At 59.3% G+C, this 19,750-nt stretch carries 18 protein-coding genes; 10 read left to right on the forward strand and 8 right to left on the reverse strand.

Going from position 1 to position 19,750, the window contains the following annotated elements; translation table 11 throughout:
• The coding region (locus IH881_02255; GenBank protein MCH7866489.1) for a glycosyltransferase at positions 1–1,002 on the forward strand (1,002 nt) is incomplete at its 5' end.
• A gap of 8 nt (positions 1,003–1,010) precedes the next feature.
• Positions 1,011–2,093 (forward strand): glycosyltransferase family 4 protein, encoded by a 1,083-nt coding sequence (locus tag IH881_02260; GenBank protein MCH7866490.1) that lies wholly within the window; start codon positions 1,011–1,013, stop codon positions 2,091–2,093.
• Between the two features lie 16 nt (positions 2,094–2,109).
• Here the strand turns inward: IH881_02260 and IH881_02265 are convergent, their stop codons facing one another.
• Both IH881_02265 and IH881_02270 read right to left on the reverse strand, forming a co-directional pair.
• Positions 2,110–3,120, reverse strand: coding sequence for a glycosyltransferase family 2 protein (locus tag IH881_02265; protein MCH7866491.1), 1,011 nt, complete (start codon positions 3,118–3,120; stop codon positions 2,110–2,112).
• Positions 3,121–3,503: 383 nt separating this feature from the next.
• Positions 3,504–4,754, reverse strand: a complete 1,251-nt coding sequence (locus tag IH881_02270) for a hypothetical protein (protein MCH7866492.1) — start codon at positions 4,752–4,754, stop codon at positions 3,504–3,506.
• A 351-nt stretch (positions 4,755–5,105) separates the two neighbouring features.
• Between IH881_02270 and IH881_02275 the strand changes: the two genes are divergently transcribed.
• The 5 genes from IH881_02275 (at position 5,106) to IH881_02295 (ending at position 9,675) form a co-directional block, all read left to right on the forward strand.
• A complete protein-coding gene (locus IH881_02275) occupies positions 5,106–5,564 on the forward strand; it encodes an FABP family protein (GenBank protein ID MCH7866493.1) in 459 nt (152 codons plus the stop codon).
• Positions 5,565–5,703: 139 nt separating this feature from the next.
• On the forward strand, positions 5,704–6,615 hold the full coding sequence (locus IH881_02280; GenBank protein MCH7866494.1) for a xanthine dehydrogenase family protein subunit M: 912 nt from the start codon (positions 5,704–5,706) through the stop codon (positions 6,613–6,615).
• 46 nt (positions 6,616–6,661) lie between these two features.
• Positions 6,662–7,144 carry a (2Fe-2S)-binding protein gene (locus IH881_02285; GenBank protein ID MCH7866495.1) on the forward strand — a complete coding sequence of 161 codons (483 nt, stop codon included), beginning with the start codon at positions 6,662–6,664 and terminating at the stop codon, positions 7,142–7,144.
• Positions 7,141–9,423, forward strand: a complete 2,283-nt coding sequence (locus tag IH881_02290; protein MCH7866496.1) for a xanthine dehydrogenase family protein molybdopterin-binding subunit — start codon at positions 7,141–7,143, stop codon at positions 9,421–9,423. The genes IH881_02285 and IH881_02290 overlap by 4 nt, the downstream gene beginning before the upstream one ends.
• 9 nt (positions 9,424–9,432) lie before the next feature.
• A complete protein-coding gene (locus IH881_02295) occupies positions 9,433–9,675 on the forward strand; it encodes a MoaD/ThiS family protein (GenBank protein MCH7866497.1) in 243 nt (80 codons plus the stop codon).
• A 9-nt stretch (positions 9,676–9,684) separates the two neighbouring features.
• On the opposite strand, the gene IH881_02300 is transcribed toward IH881_02295, so the two are convergent.
• Genes IH881_02300 through IH881_02310 form a run of 3 tightly spaced genes read right to left on the reverse strand, consistent with a single transcriptional unit; the run spans position 9,685 to position 12,413 of the window.
• Positions 9,685–10,062 carry a response regulator gene (locus IH881_02300; protein ID MCH7866498.1) on the reverse strand — a complete coding sequence of 126 codons (378 nt, stop codon included), beginning with the start codon at positions 10,060–10,062 and terminating at the stop codon, positions 9,685–9,687.
• A 19-nt stretch (positions 10,063–10,081) separates the two neighbouring features.
• Positions 10,082–11,437, reverse strand: coding sequence for a PAS domain-containing sensor histidine kinase (locus tag IH881_02305; protein ID MCH7866499.1), 1,356 nt, complete (start codon positions 11,435–11,437; stop codon positions 10,082–10,084).
• Positions 11,415–12,413 (reverse strand): PAS domain-containing protein, encoded by a 999-nt coding sequence (locus tag IH881_02310; protein MCH7866500.1) that lies wholly within the window; start codon positions 12,411–12,413, stop codon positions 11,415–11,417. Before IH881_02310 ends, IH881_02305 begins: the two co-directional genes overlap by 23 nt.
• A 479-nt stretch (positions 12,414–12,892) precedes the next feature.
• On the opposite strand from IH881_02310, the gene IH881_02315 reads away from it, so the two are divergent.
• Positions 12,893–13,459: a hypothetical protein gene (locus IH881_02315; GenBank protein MCH7866501.1), complete on the forward strand. Its 567-nt coding sequence runs from the start codon at positions 12,893–12,895 to the stop codon at positions 13,457–13,459.
• A 28-nt stretch (positions 13,460–13,487) separates the two neighbouring features.
• Here the strand turns inward: IH881_02315 and IH881_02320 are convergent, their stop codons facing one another.
• From IH881_02320 to IH881_02330, 3 genes are all read right to left on the reverse strand, one after another.
• Positions 13,488–14,864 carry a PDZ domain-containing protein gene (locus IH881_02320; protein MCH7866502.1) on the reverse strand — a complete coding sequence of 459 codons (1,377 nt, stop codon included), beginning with the start codon at positions 14,862–14,864 and terminating at the stop codon, positions 13,488–13,490.
• A 110-nt stretch (positions 14,865–14,974) separates the two neighbouring features.
• The gene (locus IH881_02325) at positions 14,975–17,266 is read right to left on the reverse strand and encodes a response regulator (protein ID MCH7866503.1); all 2,292 of its coding nucleotides are present in this window, start codon (positions 17,264–17,266) and stop codon (positions 14,975–14,977) included.
• Between the two features lie 11 nt (positions 17,267–17,277).
• Positions 17,278–18,369 (reverse strand): hypothetical protein, encoded by a 1,092-nt coding sequence (locus tag IH881_02330; GenBank protein ID MCH7866504.1) that lies wholly within the window; start codon positions 18,367–18,369, stop codon positions 17,278–17,280.
• 544 nt (positions 18,370–18,913) lie between these two features.
• Between IH881_02330 and IH881_02335 the strand changes: the two genes are divergently transcribed.
• Both IH881_02335 and IH881_02340 read left to right on the forward strand, forming a co-directional pair.
• Positions 18,914–19,309 (forward strand): response regulator, encoded by a 396-nt coding sequence (locus tag IH881_02335; GenBank protein MCH7866505.1) that lies wholly within the window; start codon positions 18,914–18,916, stop codon positions 19,307–19,309.
• Complete coding sequence (locus IH881_02340) at positions 19,306–19,671, forward strand: response regulator (GenBank protein ID MCH7866506.1); 366 nt, start codon at positions 19,306–19,308, stop codon at positions 19,669–19,671. The genes IH881_02335 and IH881_02340 overlap by 4 nt, the downstream gene beginning before the upstream one ends.
• Positions 19,672–19,750 lie beyond the last annotated feature (79 nt).

The raw sequence follows: 19,750 nt of genomic DNA on the forward strand, positions 1-19,750 counted from the left end.
CACAATATAAACGGCCCGATCCCGGAGGGTGCTGAGGTCATCAAACTCGGCCCGCTCCATGGCCCGCTGGGCGAAACGGGCTTCAAGCAGATGGGTGCGATCTCGAAAAATCTTGAATTCACCCTGCGCTCGCTCAATCCCGTCGCCATTCATGCGAGTTTCGGTAAATCGGGGACATACGCCCTCCCCCTCGCCCGCAAGCTGAACCTGCCCCTGGCCGTGACCTACTACGGCGGCGACGCGACCAAGACGATCAACACGAAAAACTCCTTCATTCGCGTCTACAACCGACGCCGCGCCCGGCTCTGGCGCGAGGCCGACCTCATCCTGCCCTGCTCGGACTTCATTCGCCGGGAACTCCTCGCCAACGGGGCTCCAGACGAAAAGATGATCGTCCACCACAACACCGCCGACCCAACTACGTTCCAGCCTGGCGACAAGAGAGACCTGCTCGTCTTCGCGGGTCGCTGGACCGAGAAAAAAGGCATCGACACGCTGATCACCGCGCTGTCGAAACTGAAAAAAGAACTCGAAGGCTGGAGCGTCCGCCTGATCGGCGACGGCGAACTCAAAGGTAGCCTCGTCGCGCAACTCGAGGCCGCTGGCGTAGAGGCTGAACTACCCGGCTGGGTCTCGTCCGACGACATGCCCAAACACTGGGCCGAGGCCCGCATCGCCTGCGTACCCTCGAAGCGCGCGGCCTCGGGCAATGCCGAAGGCCTGCCACTCGCTTGCATCGAGGCGATGCTCTCGGGCTGCGCCCTCGCCGCCACAAAACACGCGGGCATCCCCGAGTGCGTAATCGACGGCGAAACCGGCTACCTCGTGGACGAGGGGGACAATGCAGCCCTCGCCGATCGCCTTGCCAAGATGCTCAGCGACCGCGAAGCCACTGCCAAGATGGGCCGGGCGGGACGCGCCTACGCGATGGAGAGTTTCAACCTGCAAAAGCAGAGCGTGATCCTGGAGGATCACCTGCTCAGAATCGCGGGACTGGAATAGACAAAACAATGGCTAAAATTCTAACGGTCGCGCTCATCAATTCGGACTACAAGCTGACCGGCGGCGTCAAGCGAATTTTCAACATCGCCCATCCGCTGCGAGAGCGAGGCTATCAGGTACAGCTCTACAGCCCCTCGCTCGCAATGCCGAGCTGGTCGGAGCATCAGGATTTCACGGTCCGCAGTCTGGATGAGTCGCTCCGAGACGAGACCGATTGCGCAATCTTCTTCAACCCGAAGTGCATTCCCTATCGCTATCTGGCGAAGAACCCCGCCACCCATAAAGTGATCTATTTCCTGCTCAACGGCGGGCACTACAAGCAGTCCTACCAGCGATGGATCAACCGGACTCAGCGCCTGCCCGATGTCTGCCTCGCCGGCAACAATGGACGCTGGCGGAACCAATACAAGCTGCGGGGCAAGCAGGATTTCGATCTGATCGGGGGAATCGACCTTGAGCACTTTACACCTCCGGTCGAAGCTCGGCAACGACGGGACCCGGGCGAACGACTCACTGTCATCACGCAAGGGAGGGATCCGTCGAACTTCAAGGGCAAGGGGACGAATATCATCATCAAAGAACTCGAGGCACTGTCCGAGCGGATCCGCCTGGTGATCTTCTCTAATAAGCGGGTGGGTTGTTCAAGTCGCAAAATCGAGTTGACCGAAGTGGTCGCGATACCTCCCAGCGAGATGCCGGAACTGTATCGATCGGCCGATCTACTGATTCAAAATGAGGACGACGCCGGAGGCTGGAGCAATACCGCCGCGGAAGCCATGGCCTGCGGAACGCCGATAATTTGCACACCCTATACGACGAGTGATTTTGTAGAGCAACTGAAAACTTGCTTCGTGATCGAGCGCCGATCGGGCGCGATGCGGGAGGCCGTCGAATATCTGCTTGATCGGCCCAAGCTGCTCGAGGAGATGGCCGTGTGCGGTCACCAGCGGATTCAGAATTTTTCCTGGGAGAGCGTGGCGGATCAGCTCGAGGAAATGTTCCGCGTTCTGGCGAAGAAGTCGACCGCCGAGCTGGCAGCAGCGGGGAGTGGATTCAGGCGCATGTTGGATCGTTGGAGCGTCGGTTTCTGAGCACAAAACACCGAATTCAGGCCCTTCCCAGGTAGTTCGCCGCGCGCTGACCCACCGCTGACAGGATATGCGAGGAAAACGGGCGCGTTGCCAGCATGGAAGGAACGCGCCAGGGCTTCGCGACCGCCGCCGATTTGCACGCCACAAGCCAGACCGAGGCAACGACCCTCGAAAACTCGGGCTCTGGCAATGACTGCATGCGGGCATTGGCTCCAAGCAGCCTGCGAAGCCAGATCGCGACCGCGTCGAGGGAGCTGGTATCGACGGCTCCCCGACGCAATTCGGGCCGGGTCAGAATGTAGTGGAGTTTCAATTCGTTATCGGTCGGTTCGATGTCCAACTCTCCGAGAAGTTTTCGGATCACCCGAAGTTTCGTTTCGGATCCAATTTTGACCTTTCGCGTCGTCTGTTCAGAGTGCAGCCGTTTGACCGTCAGAGCTTCTGGCAGATTCGCGATGTCGTGTTCGCGGGAGAGTCGAATGTGGAGGTCGTAGTCCTGGCATTGCTCGTAGCTCTCGTCGTATCGGAGGAGCTTCAGCGTATCCGCTCGCACCATGATCGAGGTCTGACTCAGAGAGTTGTTCCAGGGAAACCAGGCCTTCATCTCGCGAGAGGTCAGGGGATGACGCTTCAGCCGACTCGTTCCGGTCATGTCGTCCTGCTTGCGAATCCAGGACCCGACGGCGACGCAATCCTTGTGAGCCTCGAGATATGCGACCTGCTTTGCCAGGCGTTCCGGCATGGCAAAGTCATCGCTGTCCAGGGTTGCGATGTAGCGCCCTCGCGATAGATCGATTCCGCGATTTCGCGTCGGTGTGTTGCCGATGTTCTTCGAATTGGTCTCCACTCGAACGCGAGGGTCCCGGTAGGAGCGGGCAATCTCGAGCGAATCGTCCTCGGATCCATCATCGAGGATCAGAATCTCAAAATCTCGGTAGGTCTGGGCAAGCATGCTGTCCACTGCTTGCGCGAGATAGCGGCCTCGATTGTAGACCGGGATGAAGACTGTGACGGTGGGCCGATGCATTCAAGTCTCAGTTGTGGTCCGAAGTCGCACGTCGACGGGTGCGAGCAAACTGGCCCGCCAATTTCGTTTCTAGCTTCTTTTCCATCTAGGCCAACATAGTAGTCCGAATGAGACGCCGACGCGTCCGACTTCGCTTTCCTTACAGCGCTCGGAAAAAAAGGTCGAAGGCAGTTCCGATGCCCTTCGACCTCGATCACGAACAGATTCATGCGTATGACGACTAGCCCACTGCTTCAGATCACATGATTTGCAATGCAACTATGAAGTGGTGTCGCCGCAGCGTACTGTCCGGCCACGGCCCCCGCTAGGGGTTGGGCACACTGGCTGGGCGGATTTGGCAGCGGTCGGCAAGAAGAATCAAGTCCAGCAATGCCTGGTTGGGTCTAAATGGACCCAGACAAAGAATCCATCACCCATGCGGCGATCGATCGCGCAACCAACTCCTTTCCGAAGCGATTGAAGTGGCAGCACGGATCCTGATAGACGTCTACGGCTACGTCCCGGAAAATTTGCGTGGCGTCGTAGAAAAGCACACCCGACTCGACGATCTGGCGAGATGCCTCGAACAAGTACGGATATCCCCGGGTGGCGATCGGCGCGTAGGGATGGTTCATGTCGAAGGCAATTTTCTTTTCGGAATCCGTCAGCAGCTTGCTTCCGGCGACGTACTGATTCGGTTGAAGCACGTGGAAGTAGGTCGAGCCGACTCCTTCGAGCACGTGGTGCATCAAGATCGATGATCTCGCCCACACGTTCGCGGCCTCGGCATAGACCTGGGCGATGTCGTCGTATTTCTCATACGGACCCTGTGCCTCGAAGGGAAGATCGGTCCTCTCGGCGAGCAGCTCCCGCTGAATGCTTCCAATACGCGCGGCGGCGCGCCGCAGCTCGCGACTGCGATAGAGGCCGAACACGGCGCTGCGAGCCGCTACCGACGACTGGGCGTCTTGGATCTGCTCGAGTTGACCCTGCCTCAGAAAGGAAATCTCGCCGGCGCCCAGGACGGTACGTTGACTGGGTCTTCGATTTACGAACGAATTCCAGGACCTCGGATAGAATGGGTAAACCTCTCGCTCGTAGTTGTCTGTGATCGGCAGCACGATGTCGTTGAATCCGTCGATGTTCACCACCGCGTCGAACTCGGCTCCCAGGGCGAGAAAAAAAATCACCGAGGCCAGCTGTTGGGGTTGCTTGAAACCATCAACCGGAAGGCTTACGATGATCGGCTCGAGTTCGAGTCCGCGTGCTTCGAACTCGAGGCGAAACGCTTCGCCGAGCGCCGTCCGCACCTGGTTGGCCACCGATCCCCCCGTGACGGCGACGATGAACTTCCCCTTGGCGCGTTGTTGCAGCGGATGTGTCCTGCCGCTGATCCCCATGGTTTCGGGGCGATCCATCACATACCCGAGATAGGGATGGAGAATGCGACGCTGAGCGATCTCGGCGAACTCGGCAACCTCAACCTCAGGACCGTCCGGCGTGCCGTTTTGCACCGTGTGCCGCGGGAGATCGCTGAGCGAATAGAAATTACCGTAGCGGGCAAAGTAGAAGAGGTGGGCGAGGGTCTCGATCGAGATCAAGACGATCAAGGCGAGGACTAGCGCGAATGACCATTGTTTGCGGAAGCTTCTCATTGCGCCCCAACCGTCTGCGAAACACGGTCGCTCCGCCGGGGCCAGTCTAGCTTGTTTGTTAGCGCGTCAAATTCAGCGGATCCGTCTCGCGTGAGGAACAGACCGCCATGGCAGCTACGCTCGGTCGGAGCCGCTACTATTTCGGCCGCACGGAGCCGAGCTCCGGCGTTTTCCATTCACGTTGAATACTAAGGAGACAGGACGATGGCAGGAACCTCTTTCAACAAGCCGGCACACATGGCCGCCTTCGCGGACGTTGACGATCAGTGGGGTCCGTTGGCGAAGCTCGCCGGCTAGTGGGCCAGCGACAAGGGGCGCGACTTTTCTTATTCCTACTCGGAAAAGCAGGACATCGAAAACCTCTACCGAGAAGAAATCACGTTTGACCCCTTCGGTCCGGTGGACAACGGCCCGCAACGGCTATTCGGGCTGGACTATCGCATGAAGGCCTGGCGCATCGGCGCCGATGATTTTTTCCACATGGAAGTGGGATACTGGTTGTGGGAGCCTGCTACCGGCCAGATCTCGCGCAACTTCATGATTCCGCGGTCGACGACCATCAGCGCCGTGGGAAACGCTGCGGCCGATGCCACGAGCTTCACCCTGAGCGCCAAGCAGGGATCGTCGACCAACGGCATCCTGTCGAACGAGTATCTCTTCAAGGGAGCGGCCAAGACCGTCTCGTATGAACTCGAAGTCGACCTTTCGGGCGGCAACTACGCCTACAAGGAAGACTCGGTTCTCGCGATGTCGGCTCACGACGGCGCCGAGATGCACCACACGGACGAGAACACGCTCTCGAAGATCTAGACCGAACGAATCGAACGACGGTTCGATTGAATTTACACAGGGGAGCATCGGCCCGATTCGGGTCGATGCTCCCGACGTTTCACCTGTTGATCCCGGCTGATTTCGGAGTAGACGTGCGGCACGGGCGCAACGCGCCATAATGACGGACCCTGAACCCGTCGAACCGAGCCGAGGAGCCCCACCGTTGCAAGCGTCTCGTTACGAAGCCCCCCAGAACGTCGAAGCAGCCGTCGCGCTGCTCAGAGCCCAGGGCGAAGCGCGTGTGCTCGCCGGGGGCACAGACCTCATTGTGCAAATGCGCCTCGGTGCCCCCAGGCCCGGCGTCTTTGTCGACATCAAGCGCATTCCCCGCTTGAACGCGGTTCTGCTCGACTCGAAGGGACTCAAGCTCGGAGCGGCCGTTCCGGCGGTAGATGTCTTCGGCAACGATTCGATCCGCAGCCTCTGGCCCGGACTTGCCGAAGCCACCGACCTGATCGGATCGAGCCAGATCCAGGGTCGCGCGACCTGGGCTGGCAACCTCTGCAACGCCTCGCCTGCCGCCGACGCGGTCCCGGCGCTGGTCGTGTGCAACGCGAAGGCGATCATCGCCGGACCCGACGGAGAGCGATCCGTCGCCGTTGAAGATTTCACCACCGGGCCGGGACAGAACGTGCTCGAGCGCGGGGAGTTCGTGGTCGAATTTAAAGTGCCGGCACCCGAGCCGAAGACCGCCGATGCTTATCTGCGCCTGATCCCGCGCAGCGAGATGGACATCGCCGTCGTGGGTGCCGCTGTCTCCATCAGTCTCGACCGCGACGGTGTAGTTTCCGCAGCTCGCGTCTCCCTCGCCGCGGTGGCGCCAAAGGTTCTGCTCGTCCCGGCTGCGGCCGAGGCGCTCGTCGGATCGCGACTCGACGACAGTGCGCTGGCTCGCGCGGCTGCGGCGGCGAGCGACGCCGCAAATCCGATCAACGATCGCCGGGGCACGATCGAGTACCGAAAGAAGATCTCGGGGGTGCTCACAAAACGCGCCGCCAAAATCGCCTACGAACGCGCCCGGGCGCGTTAGTCCTTTTGACGAAAGCAATCCAGCATAGAGAGTGAGAACAAGCAGCGTGGCAAAGATTCAGATTCAAACGACAGTCAATGGCGAGCCCGTCGAGTTCTTGTGTGAAGGGCAGCAGAGCCTGCTCTCCACCCTGCGCGACGATCTCGGCCTGACGGGCACGAAGGAAGGTTGCTCGACCGGCGATTGTGGCGCCTGCTCGATCATGCTCGAAGGACGGCTGGTACCCGCGTGCCTGGTGCTGTCCGCGGAAGCCGAGGGACGCGAGATCGCGACGATCGAGGGCGTCGCCGACGGATCCTCGCTGCACCCCATCCAACAAAAATTTCTCGAACACGCCGCACTGCAGTGTGGCATCTGCACACCCGGCTTCATCATCGCGACCCAGGCGTTGCTCGAGCGCAATCCGAATCCCAGTGAGGAAGAGGCCCGCTACTACCTCGCCGGCAACCTCTGCCGCTGCACGGGTTACGACAAAATCATTCGCGCAGTCCTCGACGTTGCGGCGGAGCTTCGGGGAGAAGGCGCGTGAGCGAACCCAACGAGCGTAAATTCAAGCAAGTGGGCACGCGACCGATTCGTCACGACGGAGTCGATAAAGTGACGGGGCGCGCCGCCTTCGGCGCGGATCTGAGCCTGCCGGGAATGATCCACGGCGCAATTCACCGCAGCCCTCACGCCCACGCGCGCATCATCTCGATCGATACCAGCAAGGCAGAAGCGCTTCCGGGTGTAAAGGCCGTCGCCACTGCGGCGGACCTGCCCAATATTCCCTGCGAATGGATGGGCGAGCTCTCGGGCGGAATCGACTTTGGAGAGATCTCGCGCAACGTGCTGGCGCGGGAAAAGGTGCTCTATCACGGTCACGCCGTTGCCGCCGTTGCTGCGACAACCCTCGAGCAGGCCCAGCAGGCCTGCAAGCTGATCGTCGTAGATTACGAACAGCTCGAACCGGTCATGAGTCTCGAACGGGCCCTCGCGCAAGACGCTCCCATTTTGCACGAGGACCAGGCGCCCATCGGCGCGAAGCCCCTGCCCGAAGGACCGACGAACGTGGCGCGGCGCATCGTGATCAGCGGCGGCGATCTCGAGGCGGGCTTCGCCGAAGCGGACATCGTGCTCGAACGAGAATTCAAAACCCCCATGGTCCATCAGGGCTATATCGAACCCCACGCCTGCCTGGTCAACACCCGTCAGGATGGCAAGAGCGATATCTGGTGCAGCACCCAGGGCCAGTTCATGGTGAAGAGTTCGACGGCGATGGTGATGGGCTGCGATCCGAACGATCTCAAGGTCACTCCGAGTGAGATCGGTGGCGGCTTCGGGGGCAAGACCACCATCTATCACGAACCGATCGGAATCGTGCTCTCTCGCAAGTCCGGGCACCCGGTCAAGCTCGTGATGAATCGCGAAGAGGTTTTCCGCAGCACGGGCCCGGCGTCCGGCGCCAGGATCAAGATGCGTATCGGCGCCAAGGCCGACGGCACCCTCGTCGCCGGCGATACCCAGTTGACCTTCGAGGCGGGCGCCTTCCGAGGCTCGCCGGTCGGTGCCGCCTGCATGTGCGTCTTCACGCCCTACAAGATTCCGAACTTCAACATCGAGGGGCTCGACGTCGTGCTGAACAAGCCGAGAGTCGCGGCCTATCGTGCCCCCGGCGCTCCAATTGCAGCCTTCGCGCTCGAACAGTTAATGGACGAGCTGGCCTGTGAGCTCGGACGCGACCCCATCGAGTTGCGACTTCAGAACGCAGTGCAACAAGGAGACCGGGCGCCCTACGGTCCGATTTTCAAGAGGATCGGCTTCCGCGAGACCCTGGAAGCGGCTCGACAACATCCCCACTACAAAGCACCCCTGGGCGAGAACCAGGGACGCGGGATCGCCAGCGGTTTCTGGTTCAACGCCGGCATGCAGTCGAGTGCCACGGTGAGCGTAAACGACGACGGCTCGGCGGTGGTGCGCACGGGCAACCCGGATATCGGTGGATCGCGGGTTTCCATGGCAATCATGTGCGCCGAGGAACTGGGCATCCCCGCCGAGCGCGTGCGCCCGATGGTGGGGGACACGGACAGCGTCGGCTATTGCGATCTCACGGGGGGCAGCCGAGTCACCTTTGCCACCGGCATGGCGGTGATCGAAGCCTCCAAGCATGTGGTGGACGAGCTGCGCGCCCGGGCCGCAACCATCTGGGGCGTCGAACTGGATGCCGTCGAATGGCGCGACGGCTCGGCGGTCGGAGTGAATGGCGCTTCGGACAAAGAGCCCCTCGGGCTCGGCGAGATCGCCCGGCAAATGCGCATGACCGGCGGGCCCATCGTCGCGAGTGCTTCGGTGAATCCTCCGGCCGCGGGCCCGGCCTTCGCCACACATATCTGCGACGTCGAAGTCGACCCGGAAACCGGACGCACCAAGGTGTTGCGCTACACCGCAATTCAGGACGCCGGCAAGGCCATTCATCCGAGTTATGTCGAGGGCCAATTCCAGGGCGGCGCCGCCCAGGGCATCGGCTGGGCACTCAACGAAGAGTATCTCTGGGACGCCGAGGGCAAGATGGAGAACCCCGGCTTTCTCGACTACCGCATGCCGGTCGCTTCGGACCTGCCGATGATCGACCCGGTGATCGTCGAGGTGCCGAACCCGATCCATCCCTATGGCGTTCGCGGGGTGGGCGAGGCGCCCATCGTGCCGCCCCTGGCCGCGGTGGCCAATGCCGTGCATGCCGCCACGGGCATTCGCTTCGAGTCGCTGCCGATGACGCCGCCGCGGGTGCTGGCGGCCATCGAACACAAGATCGAACGCAAGAAAGGTTGAGCATACGCTGTGGCGACAGTCATCTTCTCGAGGGCACAACGCGAGTGGGTCGAGGGGAACGAACGGGTCGAGATCGATGCGGCCCGAATCGTCGATCTGATCGCCGCGCTCTGTATCCGCTACCCCCAACTCGAGGGAAAACTCGATAATGCCGCCGCCGCAATCGATGGCGACATCCACAACGAACCCAAGTACCTCCCTCTACAGCCCGAGAGCGAGGTCCATTTCATGGGTGCGGTGGCGGGTGGCTAGCGAGTTCCCCTATCGCTGACTCGAGTGCATGAGGACCGCGTCGTCGAGAGCGGCCTTGAAGTCCGACAGGCCGAAGGGTTTGCGCAGGATGGAAGTCCTGCCACCCTCCTCGAGTCTACTGGGTAGCTCGAGTGCGAGGTCGCCGGTGATGACGACGGCGATCAACTCCGGGGCGCTCTCTCGCAACATCTGAATCACATCGAGACCGTTCAATTCGCTCTTCAACATCCAATCGACGAAGATGACATCGGGGGTCATCATGCGCCCACTCTTCAATGCAGTGATGGCATCTCCAGCCGACTCGACTTCGTGACCGAGGCGCGAGGCGTATTTGCAAAGAGTGTCCCGGAAGTTCTCCTCATCGTCGATGATCAAGACTTTGGCCATACTGTTGCCTCCGCCAATCTCAATCCGCGCCCGGATTGGCTCCACTATCTACTTCATCATCATACACCGCAAGCTCCAGTGCGATCGTCGTCCCCTTGCCCACCTGGCTCTGGATGTTGATCGAACCGTTGTGTTGCCTCGCGATTCCGTGCGCAACACTCAGCCCCAGACCCGTGCCACCCGAATCTCGCCTGGTCGTATAGAAGGGGTCGAAGGCGTGCTCCCGGACCTCGTCGGTCATGCCTTTGCCCTCGTCGGATACAGTCAATCTAATGAGGTTGCGCAGCCGCGGCAAGGCAATGCTGACACGATCTCCACAGTCGCTCGCCTCGATAGAATTGCGAATCAGATTGACCACCACTTGTTCGAGCTCGCTGGCACTGCCCATCACGAAGGCCGGCCCTTCTTCGACCTGGCAGACTAACTGTACCTTTGCGCAGATTGCGTAATGCCGGACGAAGTCGATCGACCGCAGAACGATATCAGCGAGATCCACCTTGCCATGTTTCGTTTTCTTTTCGCGCGAGAAACGCAGTACTCCCGCTACGATTTCCGCGGAACGCTCTACTTGTTCGTTGATAAACTCGAGCGCCATCTTGCATGCCGTCAGGTCGTCGTCGAGTAACGCTTCGTCGGCGCGCAGACGAATGATTCCCAAAGGGTTGTTCAATTCGTGGGCGAGGCCGGCCGCGAGGGTGCCCAGCGAGGCCAGGCGATCCGCTCGGTAAAGCGCCAGGCGCGACTCGGCAAGCTCCTGGGTCCGCTCTGCCACGAGGACCTCCAGCTGGTCGCGGTGCCGAACAAGCTCCAACTCCGCTTGCCTGCGCGCGCTGATATCAAAAAGGGAGACGTGACACTCCCTGAATCCGTCGCCATCGGATGCAACCGCGACCGACTCCATGCGAACCAGCAGATTTCCAGTCTTCAACCTCCCGATCTCGATTTCGCAGGACTGTTGCGTTCCAGTCTTGAACACTTCGGCGAGGTGCTGCTCCAGCTTGTACTTTTCCGCCCTGCGCAGGAAGAAGTGGAACGGCAGTTCGATCAACTGGCTGCGTCGTACGCCCAGCAACCTCTCCACGGTGAGGTTGGCCTTCAGCACTCTTCCCGTCGAATCGATGGTCATGTAGCCGTTGGGCGCGTTTTCGTATAGCGCGATGTACTTGTCCTTCACTACGAGCAACTCGATCTGCGTTCTTCGAAGCTCTTCATTCTGTATTTCGAGTTCCACCTGGTGAACCTCGAGATCGTGCATCGACCTCTCGATCTCCTCCCGGGTCATCCCCTCGATGGCGGTCGCAGACTTACACAGACGTGTCTTTGCCCGCCTGCGAAGATCGGCCGTCTGTCGCCTACTCGATTCCCCGTTTTGCATGATGTCGAAACTCCGCAGGAATTTCCCGCTTCATCATCTTTCGTTTTTTCTCATCTTTGTCGGCGCTCGCCAGTGCAAGTGATTTCCCTTCGAATCCACGATCACCCGAGTGCACCAACGCCCGCTCGGCTCCCCTGAGTGCGTTGATGTTGACGAAGGTAATGACCAACCCATCGATCACGTTCTCGGCGATTCGATAGGGCATGATTCGCATCAGGTACCAGGTGTCATCCTCACTCCGCACCTCCGCCTGTTTGGACGACTGCGTCCTGAGGACCTCTCGGGAATCGGACTCCAGCGCTGTGTAGTCGAGCCTGGAGACGATGTCCGCAAGAGGCCGTCCAACGTCAGAATGAATCAGCCGCACCACATTGGTCGCCTGGTGGGTGAAGCGCTTGACGCACAAATCGTTGTCCAAAAAGATGGTGGCGATGTCGCTGGCATCGAGGAGATTGCTCACTTCGTCGTTGGAGCGGGAGAGTTCTTCGATCTTGCTCTGCATCTCCTCGTTGGTGGATTTCAACTGATTGTTCGACGTCTCCAGCTCTTCAATGGTGCGCTGGAAGCTCTCCTTCGTTAATTGAAGCTCTCGCTCGAGCGTGATATCTCGACTGCCGCGCTTTTCTCCCCCCTTTTTCTCGAGCTTTCCTGTCTCGAGAGGAATTGCAGGCGCGACATCTGCCTCGGGAGCAGCGAAGCCAACCATGATGAGGCCCCGCATCGGCCCTGAATCCGTAATCTGGCTGGCCGTCAAGTCCAGGCAAATGAATCCGCCGTCGGACCTCACCTGAATGGCTTTTGCAGCGGTGGTCTTGGAGAATCTTCTAGTCGGCGACTCTGCGGCGATTAGAGCTTGCTTTTTCGCGGGGGACTTGGCAGTCGAATTCGATGTGGGCTTCTCGCTCTTCTGCTTGGCGGCTTTTTGGGCCGTCGTCTGCGTTGCCTTATTCTTCGCCGCTTTCTTTCTCGCCGCCACCGTGTCCCTCCCCCTAGTTTCGTTCGAAACAAGACCAAGGGCTCGCGATCTACAGCCTATTCCCGTGTTGCTGCCGTCAAACTTCGTTTGCGCATGATATCACTCGCTGCTCATCGAGTGAGAAAAAACAATGAAAACAGGATAAAACACCATGGCCTCATCGAGCAAAACTAGGCTGGAGAGTCGATGTCATGATTTCCTCGCGCCGAACTCAAATGGCGAGAAGGCGACAGGTTTCGCTACTTCCGTTTCATAAATGACAGTTCCAGCCCAACGGACCTATCTTTATTTTCGTTTCGAGGCAGATTGCCCACAATTGGGGAAGCAGTCTGAGAGAACACTCGCCAGCGTTGGAAGATGCCCTGGCCGCTCGAACTGAATTTGGGGACATCTGATTTCTAGCAGGAGTCGGATTCGTCGAAGTCGATGGCGCCGCCGCTGGCTCTCAAAATAAGCATAGAGAACCGTCATCGATAGCGATGTTGCCGGTCATCATAGAACTCTTTTTGATTGCAGCTATTCATGTCCGACAGCGGATAAACGACGTCGAGGGCGGTGGGCTCTCGTACTGGTCGGACGGTCCCGACAAGCCCCCCGCGCGACATTCAAAAGCCATGGCCAACAGCGCACTAGTCGGCGACATCCACAGCATGTTTCACCAGGTGGAGCCGGTGGGACCCTTCGATGCCGGAACCCAGCGCGTGAGTCTACAAGCCGTGTTGGCGCCCGCCGGCGACGACTCTGGCGACTGGCTGGTGACGGATTGCGGCAAAGAGATTTATAGCGCTCCGTTGAACGAGATTCGCGCCAGCGTACTCTGGCAGGCCGATATCTACTCCAGCGAAGAGGAGCGAAAGTGCGTCGAACACGACACGCTCTCGCTTCGGGACATCGCACAGATCTTCAACGAAGATCTGTGCGAGCGTGGCGCAGACTTCCAGCTGGACGAAAACCTGCTCCACGACCCCGGGACCATGGGCTCACTCGCCAGCGTCTACCCCGAAGCCGTGCCCGTCGGGGCCGGGATGAGCATGTTTGACGTATAGCCGGGTCAAAGCGAGCCGTGTGCCGCGGCTAGTAGACTCGGGCTTCTCTGCGCCAGGGAGTGGTGCCGCGAGCTGAAACATCGGGCAATTTGGTTGCGGACGGTGCTGCGCGCGCTGCAGTCACCGTCACCGGGCACATGTCGGTTTCGATGAGCGTCAAAGCTGCGGCCAGTGAGGTTTCCATCGGGTCGCCCAGGGCCGTGCTCAGATCGTCATCGGCCTGGCAGTCGGGCGCTAGCCCATCGAAATAGTCGCCCTGGCCGAGCTTGTTGGCGACGCGAAACGCAACGGCCCGCAGCAGCAGCGCCCCGTCACAGAAGCCGAAGGGCACCTGACCCACAGGTTTTCCGAATGTCTGACCTCCTACGATTTGGACATCTATCTCTGTGTAGGCAAGGAGACTGTTGATGATGAGCTCGCTGGCAGAAGCCGAATTTCCGGTCGTGATGAACACGATCTGGTCGAGGTCGATGGAATCTGTTTCATGCACGAAGAGAATGTCCTCGTCGGAATCGGAGTATTTTGAGTTGAACGTCAGTCGAAACTGAACCATGTCTTCGCGGGATGGGCCGCCCAGAAGATCGTTGAAAGTCGCCGCGACGTCGAGCAGTCCGCCGCCGTTGTAGCGCAAATCCACAATCAAGCGGCTCACCCCCATCGCCTTGAAGACGGCAAAGACCTGCCGCAAATCTGCGACGGCCGGGCCGATGAAGGTGTGGAAGAGCATGTAGCCGACCATGTCCCCATTCACATCGAATACGTCGGTAAAGGGCAGAGGGTCGATGACGATGACTTTGGTGGTGAGGTTCACGGTGCGCAAGTCGCCATTCGGGGCTTCCAGATCAAAGCTGCGCCCTACTCCGAGTTGTGCGGGACCCAGGGCAAAAAAGATATCCTCGATCTCGGTCATGGAATCGATCGTCGTGTCACCGATGGCGAGGATCTGATCCCCTCGCTGCATGCCCTGGGTTTCGGCCGGGCTGTCTGGAATGACTTCGGTAATGAAAATTTCGCCCTGATCGAGGTCGGACAAAAAGAAGCCAAAGCCCGGGTATTCCCCTTCGCCAAAGAACTGTTCATCGTCGCTCGTCGTCGTGATGTAGCTGAAGCCGCGATCGAAGATTTCTGGCATGTAGCGGAGGAAGTCGAGCAGGTCGTACTCGTCTCGATAAGAGCCGAGATCCAGGGAATACTTGCTCGCCTGGTCGGGCTCGTCGTTCCAGAGATAGACATCTTCCATGATATCCAGCAGATCCGCCTTGCCCGCCTGGGCCGAGCACGGAAAGTCGCCGTCGTCGCCTCCGGACCCGCAACCCAGGAGCCCAACTAGCAGGAAGGCAACAAGCGGCGCGGAGATCCGACAACGGCGGGCGCAGGTCGAGGTAGAGATCGAGGTGAAGACCAAGGGAACTCCAACAGTGAAGGGACGATTCCTTCATAATCTATCAATTCCCTGATTCTGAATCGATATGCCGCCAATTCATTGACGAACGGCGAGCGCCCCAGCGAAGAAAATCAACTAGGTTGGAGATTACGCTCGATGGCGCCCCTCAATTCTTCTGTGCGGATGGGCTTGCTCAGGAAATCGTCCATGCCTGCATCGAGGCATCGCTCCCGATCTCCCGCCATCGCGTTCGCGGTCAGAGCGACGATCGGGATATGCACGTTCTTATCCCGCTCGCCCAGTCGGATCTGACGTGTGGCTTCGAATCCATCCATGATGGGCATCTGGCAGTCCATCAGGACCAATTGATACGCCGCTGCTTCGACAGCCTCGACGGCCTCACGCCCGTTCACGACGACGGCGACACGATGGCCCATCTTCTCGAGCATGCGGACGACCAATTTCCGATTCACCGGATTGTCTTCCACGACGAGCACCGATGCGCCGGCCTCCTGTTGATCCGAAAGTGCATCTTGCGTCAGATCCTTGTCGAGCTTCGAATCGTCTCTGACCAGGGGTCGCCCCGTGATTTCCGCGAAAGCGTCGAAGAGATGAGAGCGATGCATCGGCTGGGTGAGGTAACCGTCAATTCCGAGACCGCGTGCAATCCGCGAGTCGCCGGGCTGACTCGAGGGGGCGAGCAAGATGAGTCGAAGATCGGCGAAGTCATTTGACCGCAGGCGCTTGATCGTAGGCCCGAGATCCTCGTCACCCGAAACTCCATGCAGGATCGCAAAATCAAAAATAGCGCGGCTTTCTCTGGACTCCTGCAGCGCTTGCAGCGCACTGTCCACCTCCGAACAGACGTGCAACTCGACGCCCCAGGTTTCGCAATAGTGTTGCAAGGCCTTCTGGTTCGCTCGACTCGAGGAAACGAGCAACGCCTTGAGGCCCCGGAGATTGCCCCGTGGGTTCGCTACGGACTGCGCTGCTCGAGGCTGCCTTTCGAAAACAGGTCTGAGACTAAACGACGTTCCCTCACCCAGGGTACTCTCGACTTCGATCTTGCCTCCCATGAGATTCGTCAGCTGCTGGGCGATTGCGAGCCCCAGACCGGTCCCACCGAATTTGCGGGTCATCGAAACATCCGCTTGTGTAAACGAATCAAAGAGGGTTTCCACTCGATCCGGCGCAATTCCGATCCCCGTATCACTGACCGTGAAGCAAAGCTTCGAGTGCGGCCCGTCGTCGCTCTCGAGAACGACCTCGAGCGCGACCTCCCCCCCCTCGGGCGTGAACTTGAGCGAGTTGCCGATCAGGTTCATCAGAACCTGACGCAGGCGCCCCGGGTCGCCGCGCAACGCGACGGGGACGTCGTAGTGAATGAGCGAGACGAGTTCGATCCCCTTTTCCCAGGCTATCGGTGCGATGACGTCCATCACCCCGTCGACGGTCGAACGTAGATCGAAATCGATCGTCTCGAGTTCCAGCCTGTCGGCTTCGATCTTGGAATAGTCGAGGATGTCGTTGATGACCGACAGCAGGGCTTCGGCAGAGCCCGCGACCGTATCGCCATATTCTCGTTGCTCTGGGGTCAGGTCGGTGGCGAGCAGTAGCTCTGTCATGCCGATGACGCCGTTCATCGGTGTGCGGATCTCGTGGCTCATGGTGGCGAGGAAGGCCGCCTTTGCTCGCGAGGCCGACTCCGCTTCGAGCCGAGCTTTTTCGAGACTCTCGACGAGTTCGTCCGACTGTTTGCGACGTACACTGGCGAAGACCGCGCCGATCAACGCTGCCAGCACGTTGGCGCCACCCGCCTTGAACGCCGCGCCCTGGAGCTGAATATTCGCCATCTTTGAATCCGCCGCAGCCTCGTTAAACAGGGATTCGACGGTGCCCTTGAGTAGCCTGGCTCGAATCATCACCAGGCGTTGCCGATCCTCGAGTTCCGACGATCCCGATTGGGTCGCCAAAATGGTAACCACTGCGATCCTGAATCCGTTGATATCTGCTTCGATCTCGGAAAGGATGGAGATCCGCGCGTCGGTGGCCCGTAGTACTCGGATCTCGAGCGATTCGGCTTTGGTGTACGCGACCTCCAGATCTTCGCTCTGGGCAAGAATCCTGGCGACCACGGCCCTCCACTGGCCTTCGGTGTTCGACGAGGTGCTCACGATCTCGAGGGTGATATTCGAAAGAATCGTTTGAACCTTCAGCCAAGATTCCGCTGCAGACGCCTGTCGGGTCACGTTCGAAACCTGGCCCAGCAGCCATACGATCGAGCAGACACTGACGACCGCGAGTACTAAAACCGAGACAATGTAGCGCTGCGACATCGTGTGCAATGTCGCCTGGGCGAGAGAAAGCGGATCGATCGTGTCCGATGGCTCGCTTTCGACCTCGGTCGCTCCGAAAGTGGGCACCGGGGAGTCCCTCAGCGCCGCGCCGAAGCCATGCGAAACACCTGGACCCGGTGGTTCGCGGTGTCGGCGACGTAGACCGAGCCATCGGGGCCGACGAGAATGCCGTGCAGGTTGCCGAATTGCCCCGGGCCGCTGCCCTCTTCGCCCCAGATCGCAATTACTTCTCCGGCTGGGTTGAACTTCTGCACCCGCGCTCCGGCGAGCTCGGATACGTAGAGATTGTCGCTGGCGTCAAAGGCAAGTCCAGCGGGCTTCAGGAACTGCCCCGGGGCAGTGCCCTTCGATCCCATCATGCGCAGATACTTCCCTTTGGAATCGAATACCTGAACCCGGTGATTGCCGAGATCCGCCACAAAGACGCGACCCGTGCTGTCGCACTTGGCGGCCTCGGGGCGAAGGAACTGACCCGGAAGAGAGCCTGCCTCGCCAAATGAAAACTGGAACACACCGCTTTGATCAAACACGTCTGCCCGGTTGTTTCCAGCCTCTGCCATGTAGAGCAGGCCGTTTTTGCAGATCTGCATGAACTCGGACTCGGCGTTCTGACCTTCTTCAGTGCCGAACTCCGAGAAGCTCAGTTGTAGTTTGTGATCGGAGGAGTACTTGTGAATCTTGCCGGTCAGGTAGTCGGCGACGAAGATCGACCCGTCCGGAGCAATCGCAATGCCTTCTGGCTTCTGCAGTCCGCCCTGATCCGCGTTTCGGCCACAGACAGTCGCCAGATACTCGCCGCTTGGCGAGAACACCTGGACGTTGGAATTGAGGGCATCCGTGACGTACAAGTTTCCCGACGCGGAGATCGCCATGTCCTCAACGTATTTGAACTCGCCTTTCCCTACCCCTTCTCGTCCGAGCGAAAAAACGTACTCGTAGTTCCCAAGATCGCGTTTCGCGGAGATCTCGTTGCAGCCAAAGACATTGGCGAACAAGGTTGTCGCGAACGCGATGGCCCAGAATTTTTGGGTCGTTTGAAAGAAGCCGCAGATGCGCATGTTTCCCCCGCAAGAATGTCGATTGCGATTTTGAAGTTCGTATCCAATATCGACCACTGACGAAACCAACTGTTGGGGATTCAGGCGGGACTCGAAGGCTTTGAAAATCATAGGGAGAACGCCCGAGACGGCTCGCTCGAAGACGTGACGCAATTTGGCGTATGCTGGTCGATGATGAGATGTGGCTGCGACAGTTCGAAGCGAGTAACGAGGCTCGGATGCCGATCTGCAAGAAGATCGCAACTCAGCACGCAGGGCGGTGGCGTCGGTCCAAATTGTCTGCGCACGCCTGGCGCCGAAAACCGCTCCATCCGCAAATTCTATGAGCAGCAGGTGCGCAGGTTTTCGCACACCTGCGGCCCGACCTACTGGATTAGCAGATCCAACTCTCAGGTCTTCTCGATCCCCAGCACCATCTCGATCGCGTGGGTCCGAACTAACGCCGCAAAGACTGCAACGATCTCAGCCGGTTCTCGATACGGTTGCACATAAATTTTTTGCAATTTCACTCAACTCTTCGCCAGTCGAGGCCGATGCAGTATTTGTGCGACCGCAGCGAATACAGGCGGAATCGGCGGTGCGTCTGGGGCGTTTCCCGGTGCTCATGGGTCGCAATCTCACTGCCGGCTGCTTCGACACCCAATTGGGGCCCAAAATGAACGAAACCATCATGGTCGTCGATGACGACGAATCCAACCGCATGTTGCTCGAAACGCTGCTCGACGAAGAAGGGTACCAGGTCATCGAGGCAGCAAACTACGGAGAAATGGCAACGGCGTTGCGGACTACGCAACCGGATCTTATTTTGCTGGACTACATGATGGATGGAAAAGACGGAATCGAAATCTGTCAATTGCTTCAAAACACGGCACTCTTGAAGTCGATTCCGATCGTGATGGTTTCAGTGGTCGACGACCGGGAGGTGATTAAACGAGGTCTCGAGGCTGGGGTGCGCGCCTGGATTACAAAGCCAGTGCGCGACGAAGAGATTCTCAAGTGCGTGCGCGCGAATATTGCGGCAATTGAACTCGAGAACTGGGAGGCGGTGTGAACAACACAATCATGGTCGTGGATGACGACGAATCCAACCTCTATCTACTCGAGAGCCTGCTCGACGACGAGGGGTACAATGTCATCGGGGCGCGCAACTACCCGGAGATGGCGGCAGAGCTCCGAAAGGCGCGCCCTGCCCTCATTCTTCTCGACTACATGATGCCCGGAGAAAACGGCATCGAGATTTGTCGAATTCTGAAAAACGATGCGGAACTCGAATCCATTCCGATCGTGATGGTTTCGGCGGTCGACGATAGTGACACGATTGCCGAGGGGATCGAGGCGGGCGCGATTGATTGGGTACCCAAGCCGGTCGACGATGAAGCCATTCTCGAGCATGTTCGTTTAGCGGTCGGGTGATCCTGAGAGACAAACTCGCGCGGCAATCGGTTCGTTAGCCGGATAGACTTCCTGCGGGAGCCGCACTCGTTCCCGTGTT

It is taken from the genome of Myxococcales bacterium (genome assembly GCA_022563535.1).
In the GTDB taxonomy this organism is placed as follows: Bacteria; Myxococcota_A; UBA9160; order UBA9160; family UBA4427; genus DUBZ01.

Bases quoted from the DNA above. Each gene is read 5' to 3' on its own strand.
- IH881_02260 (MCH7866490.1), top strand. From the start codon at position 1,011: ATGGCTAAAATTCTAACGGTCGCGCTCATCAATTCGGACTACAAGCTG.
- IH881_02265 (MCH7866491.1), bottom strand. From the start codon at position 3,120: ATGCATCGGCCCACCGTCACAGTCTTCATCCCGGTCTACAATCGAGGC.
- IH881_02270 (MCH7866492.1), bottom strand. From the start codon at position 4,754: ATGAGAAGCTTCCGCAAACAATGGTCATTCGCGCTAGTCCTCGCCTTG.
- IH881_02280 (MCH7866494.1), top strand. From the start codon at position 5,704: ATGACGGACCCTGAACCCGTCGAACCGAGCCGAGGAGCCCCACCGTTG.
- IH881_02300 (MCH7866498.1), bottom strand. From the start codon at position 10,062: ATGGCCAAAGTCTTGATCATCGACGATGAGGAGAACTTCCGGGACACT.
- IH881_02305 (MCH7866499.1), bottom strand. From the start codon at position 11,437: ATGCAAAACGGGGAATCGAGTAGGCGACAGACGGCCGATCTTCGCAGG.
- IH881_02315 (MCH7866501.1), top strand. From the start codon at position 12,893: ATGTTGCCGGTCATCATAGAACTCTTTTTGATTGCAGCTATTCATGTC.
- IH881_02330 (MCH7866504.1), bottom strand. From the start codon at position 18,369: ATGATTTTCAAAGCCTTCGAGTCCCGCCTGAATCCCCAACAGTTGGTT.
- IH881_02335 (MCH7866505.1), top strand. From the start codon at position 18,914: ATGAACGAAACCATCATGGTCGTCGATGACGACGAATCCAACCGCATG.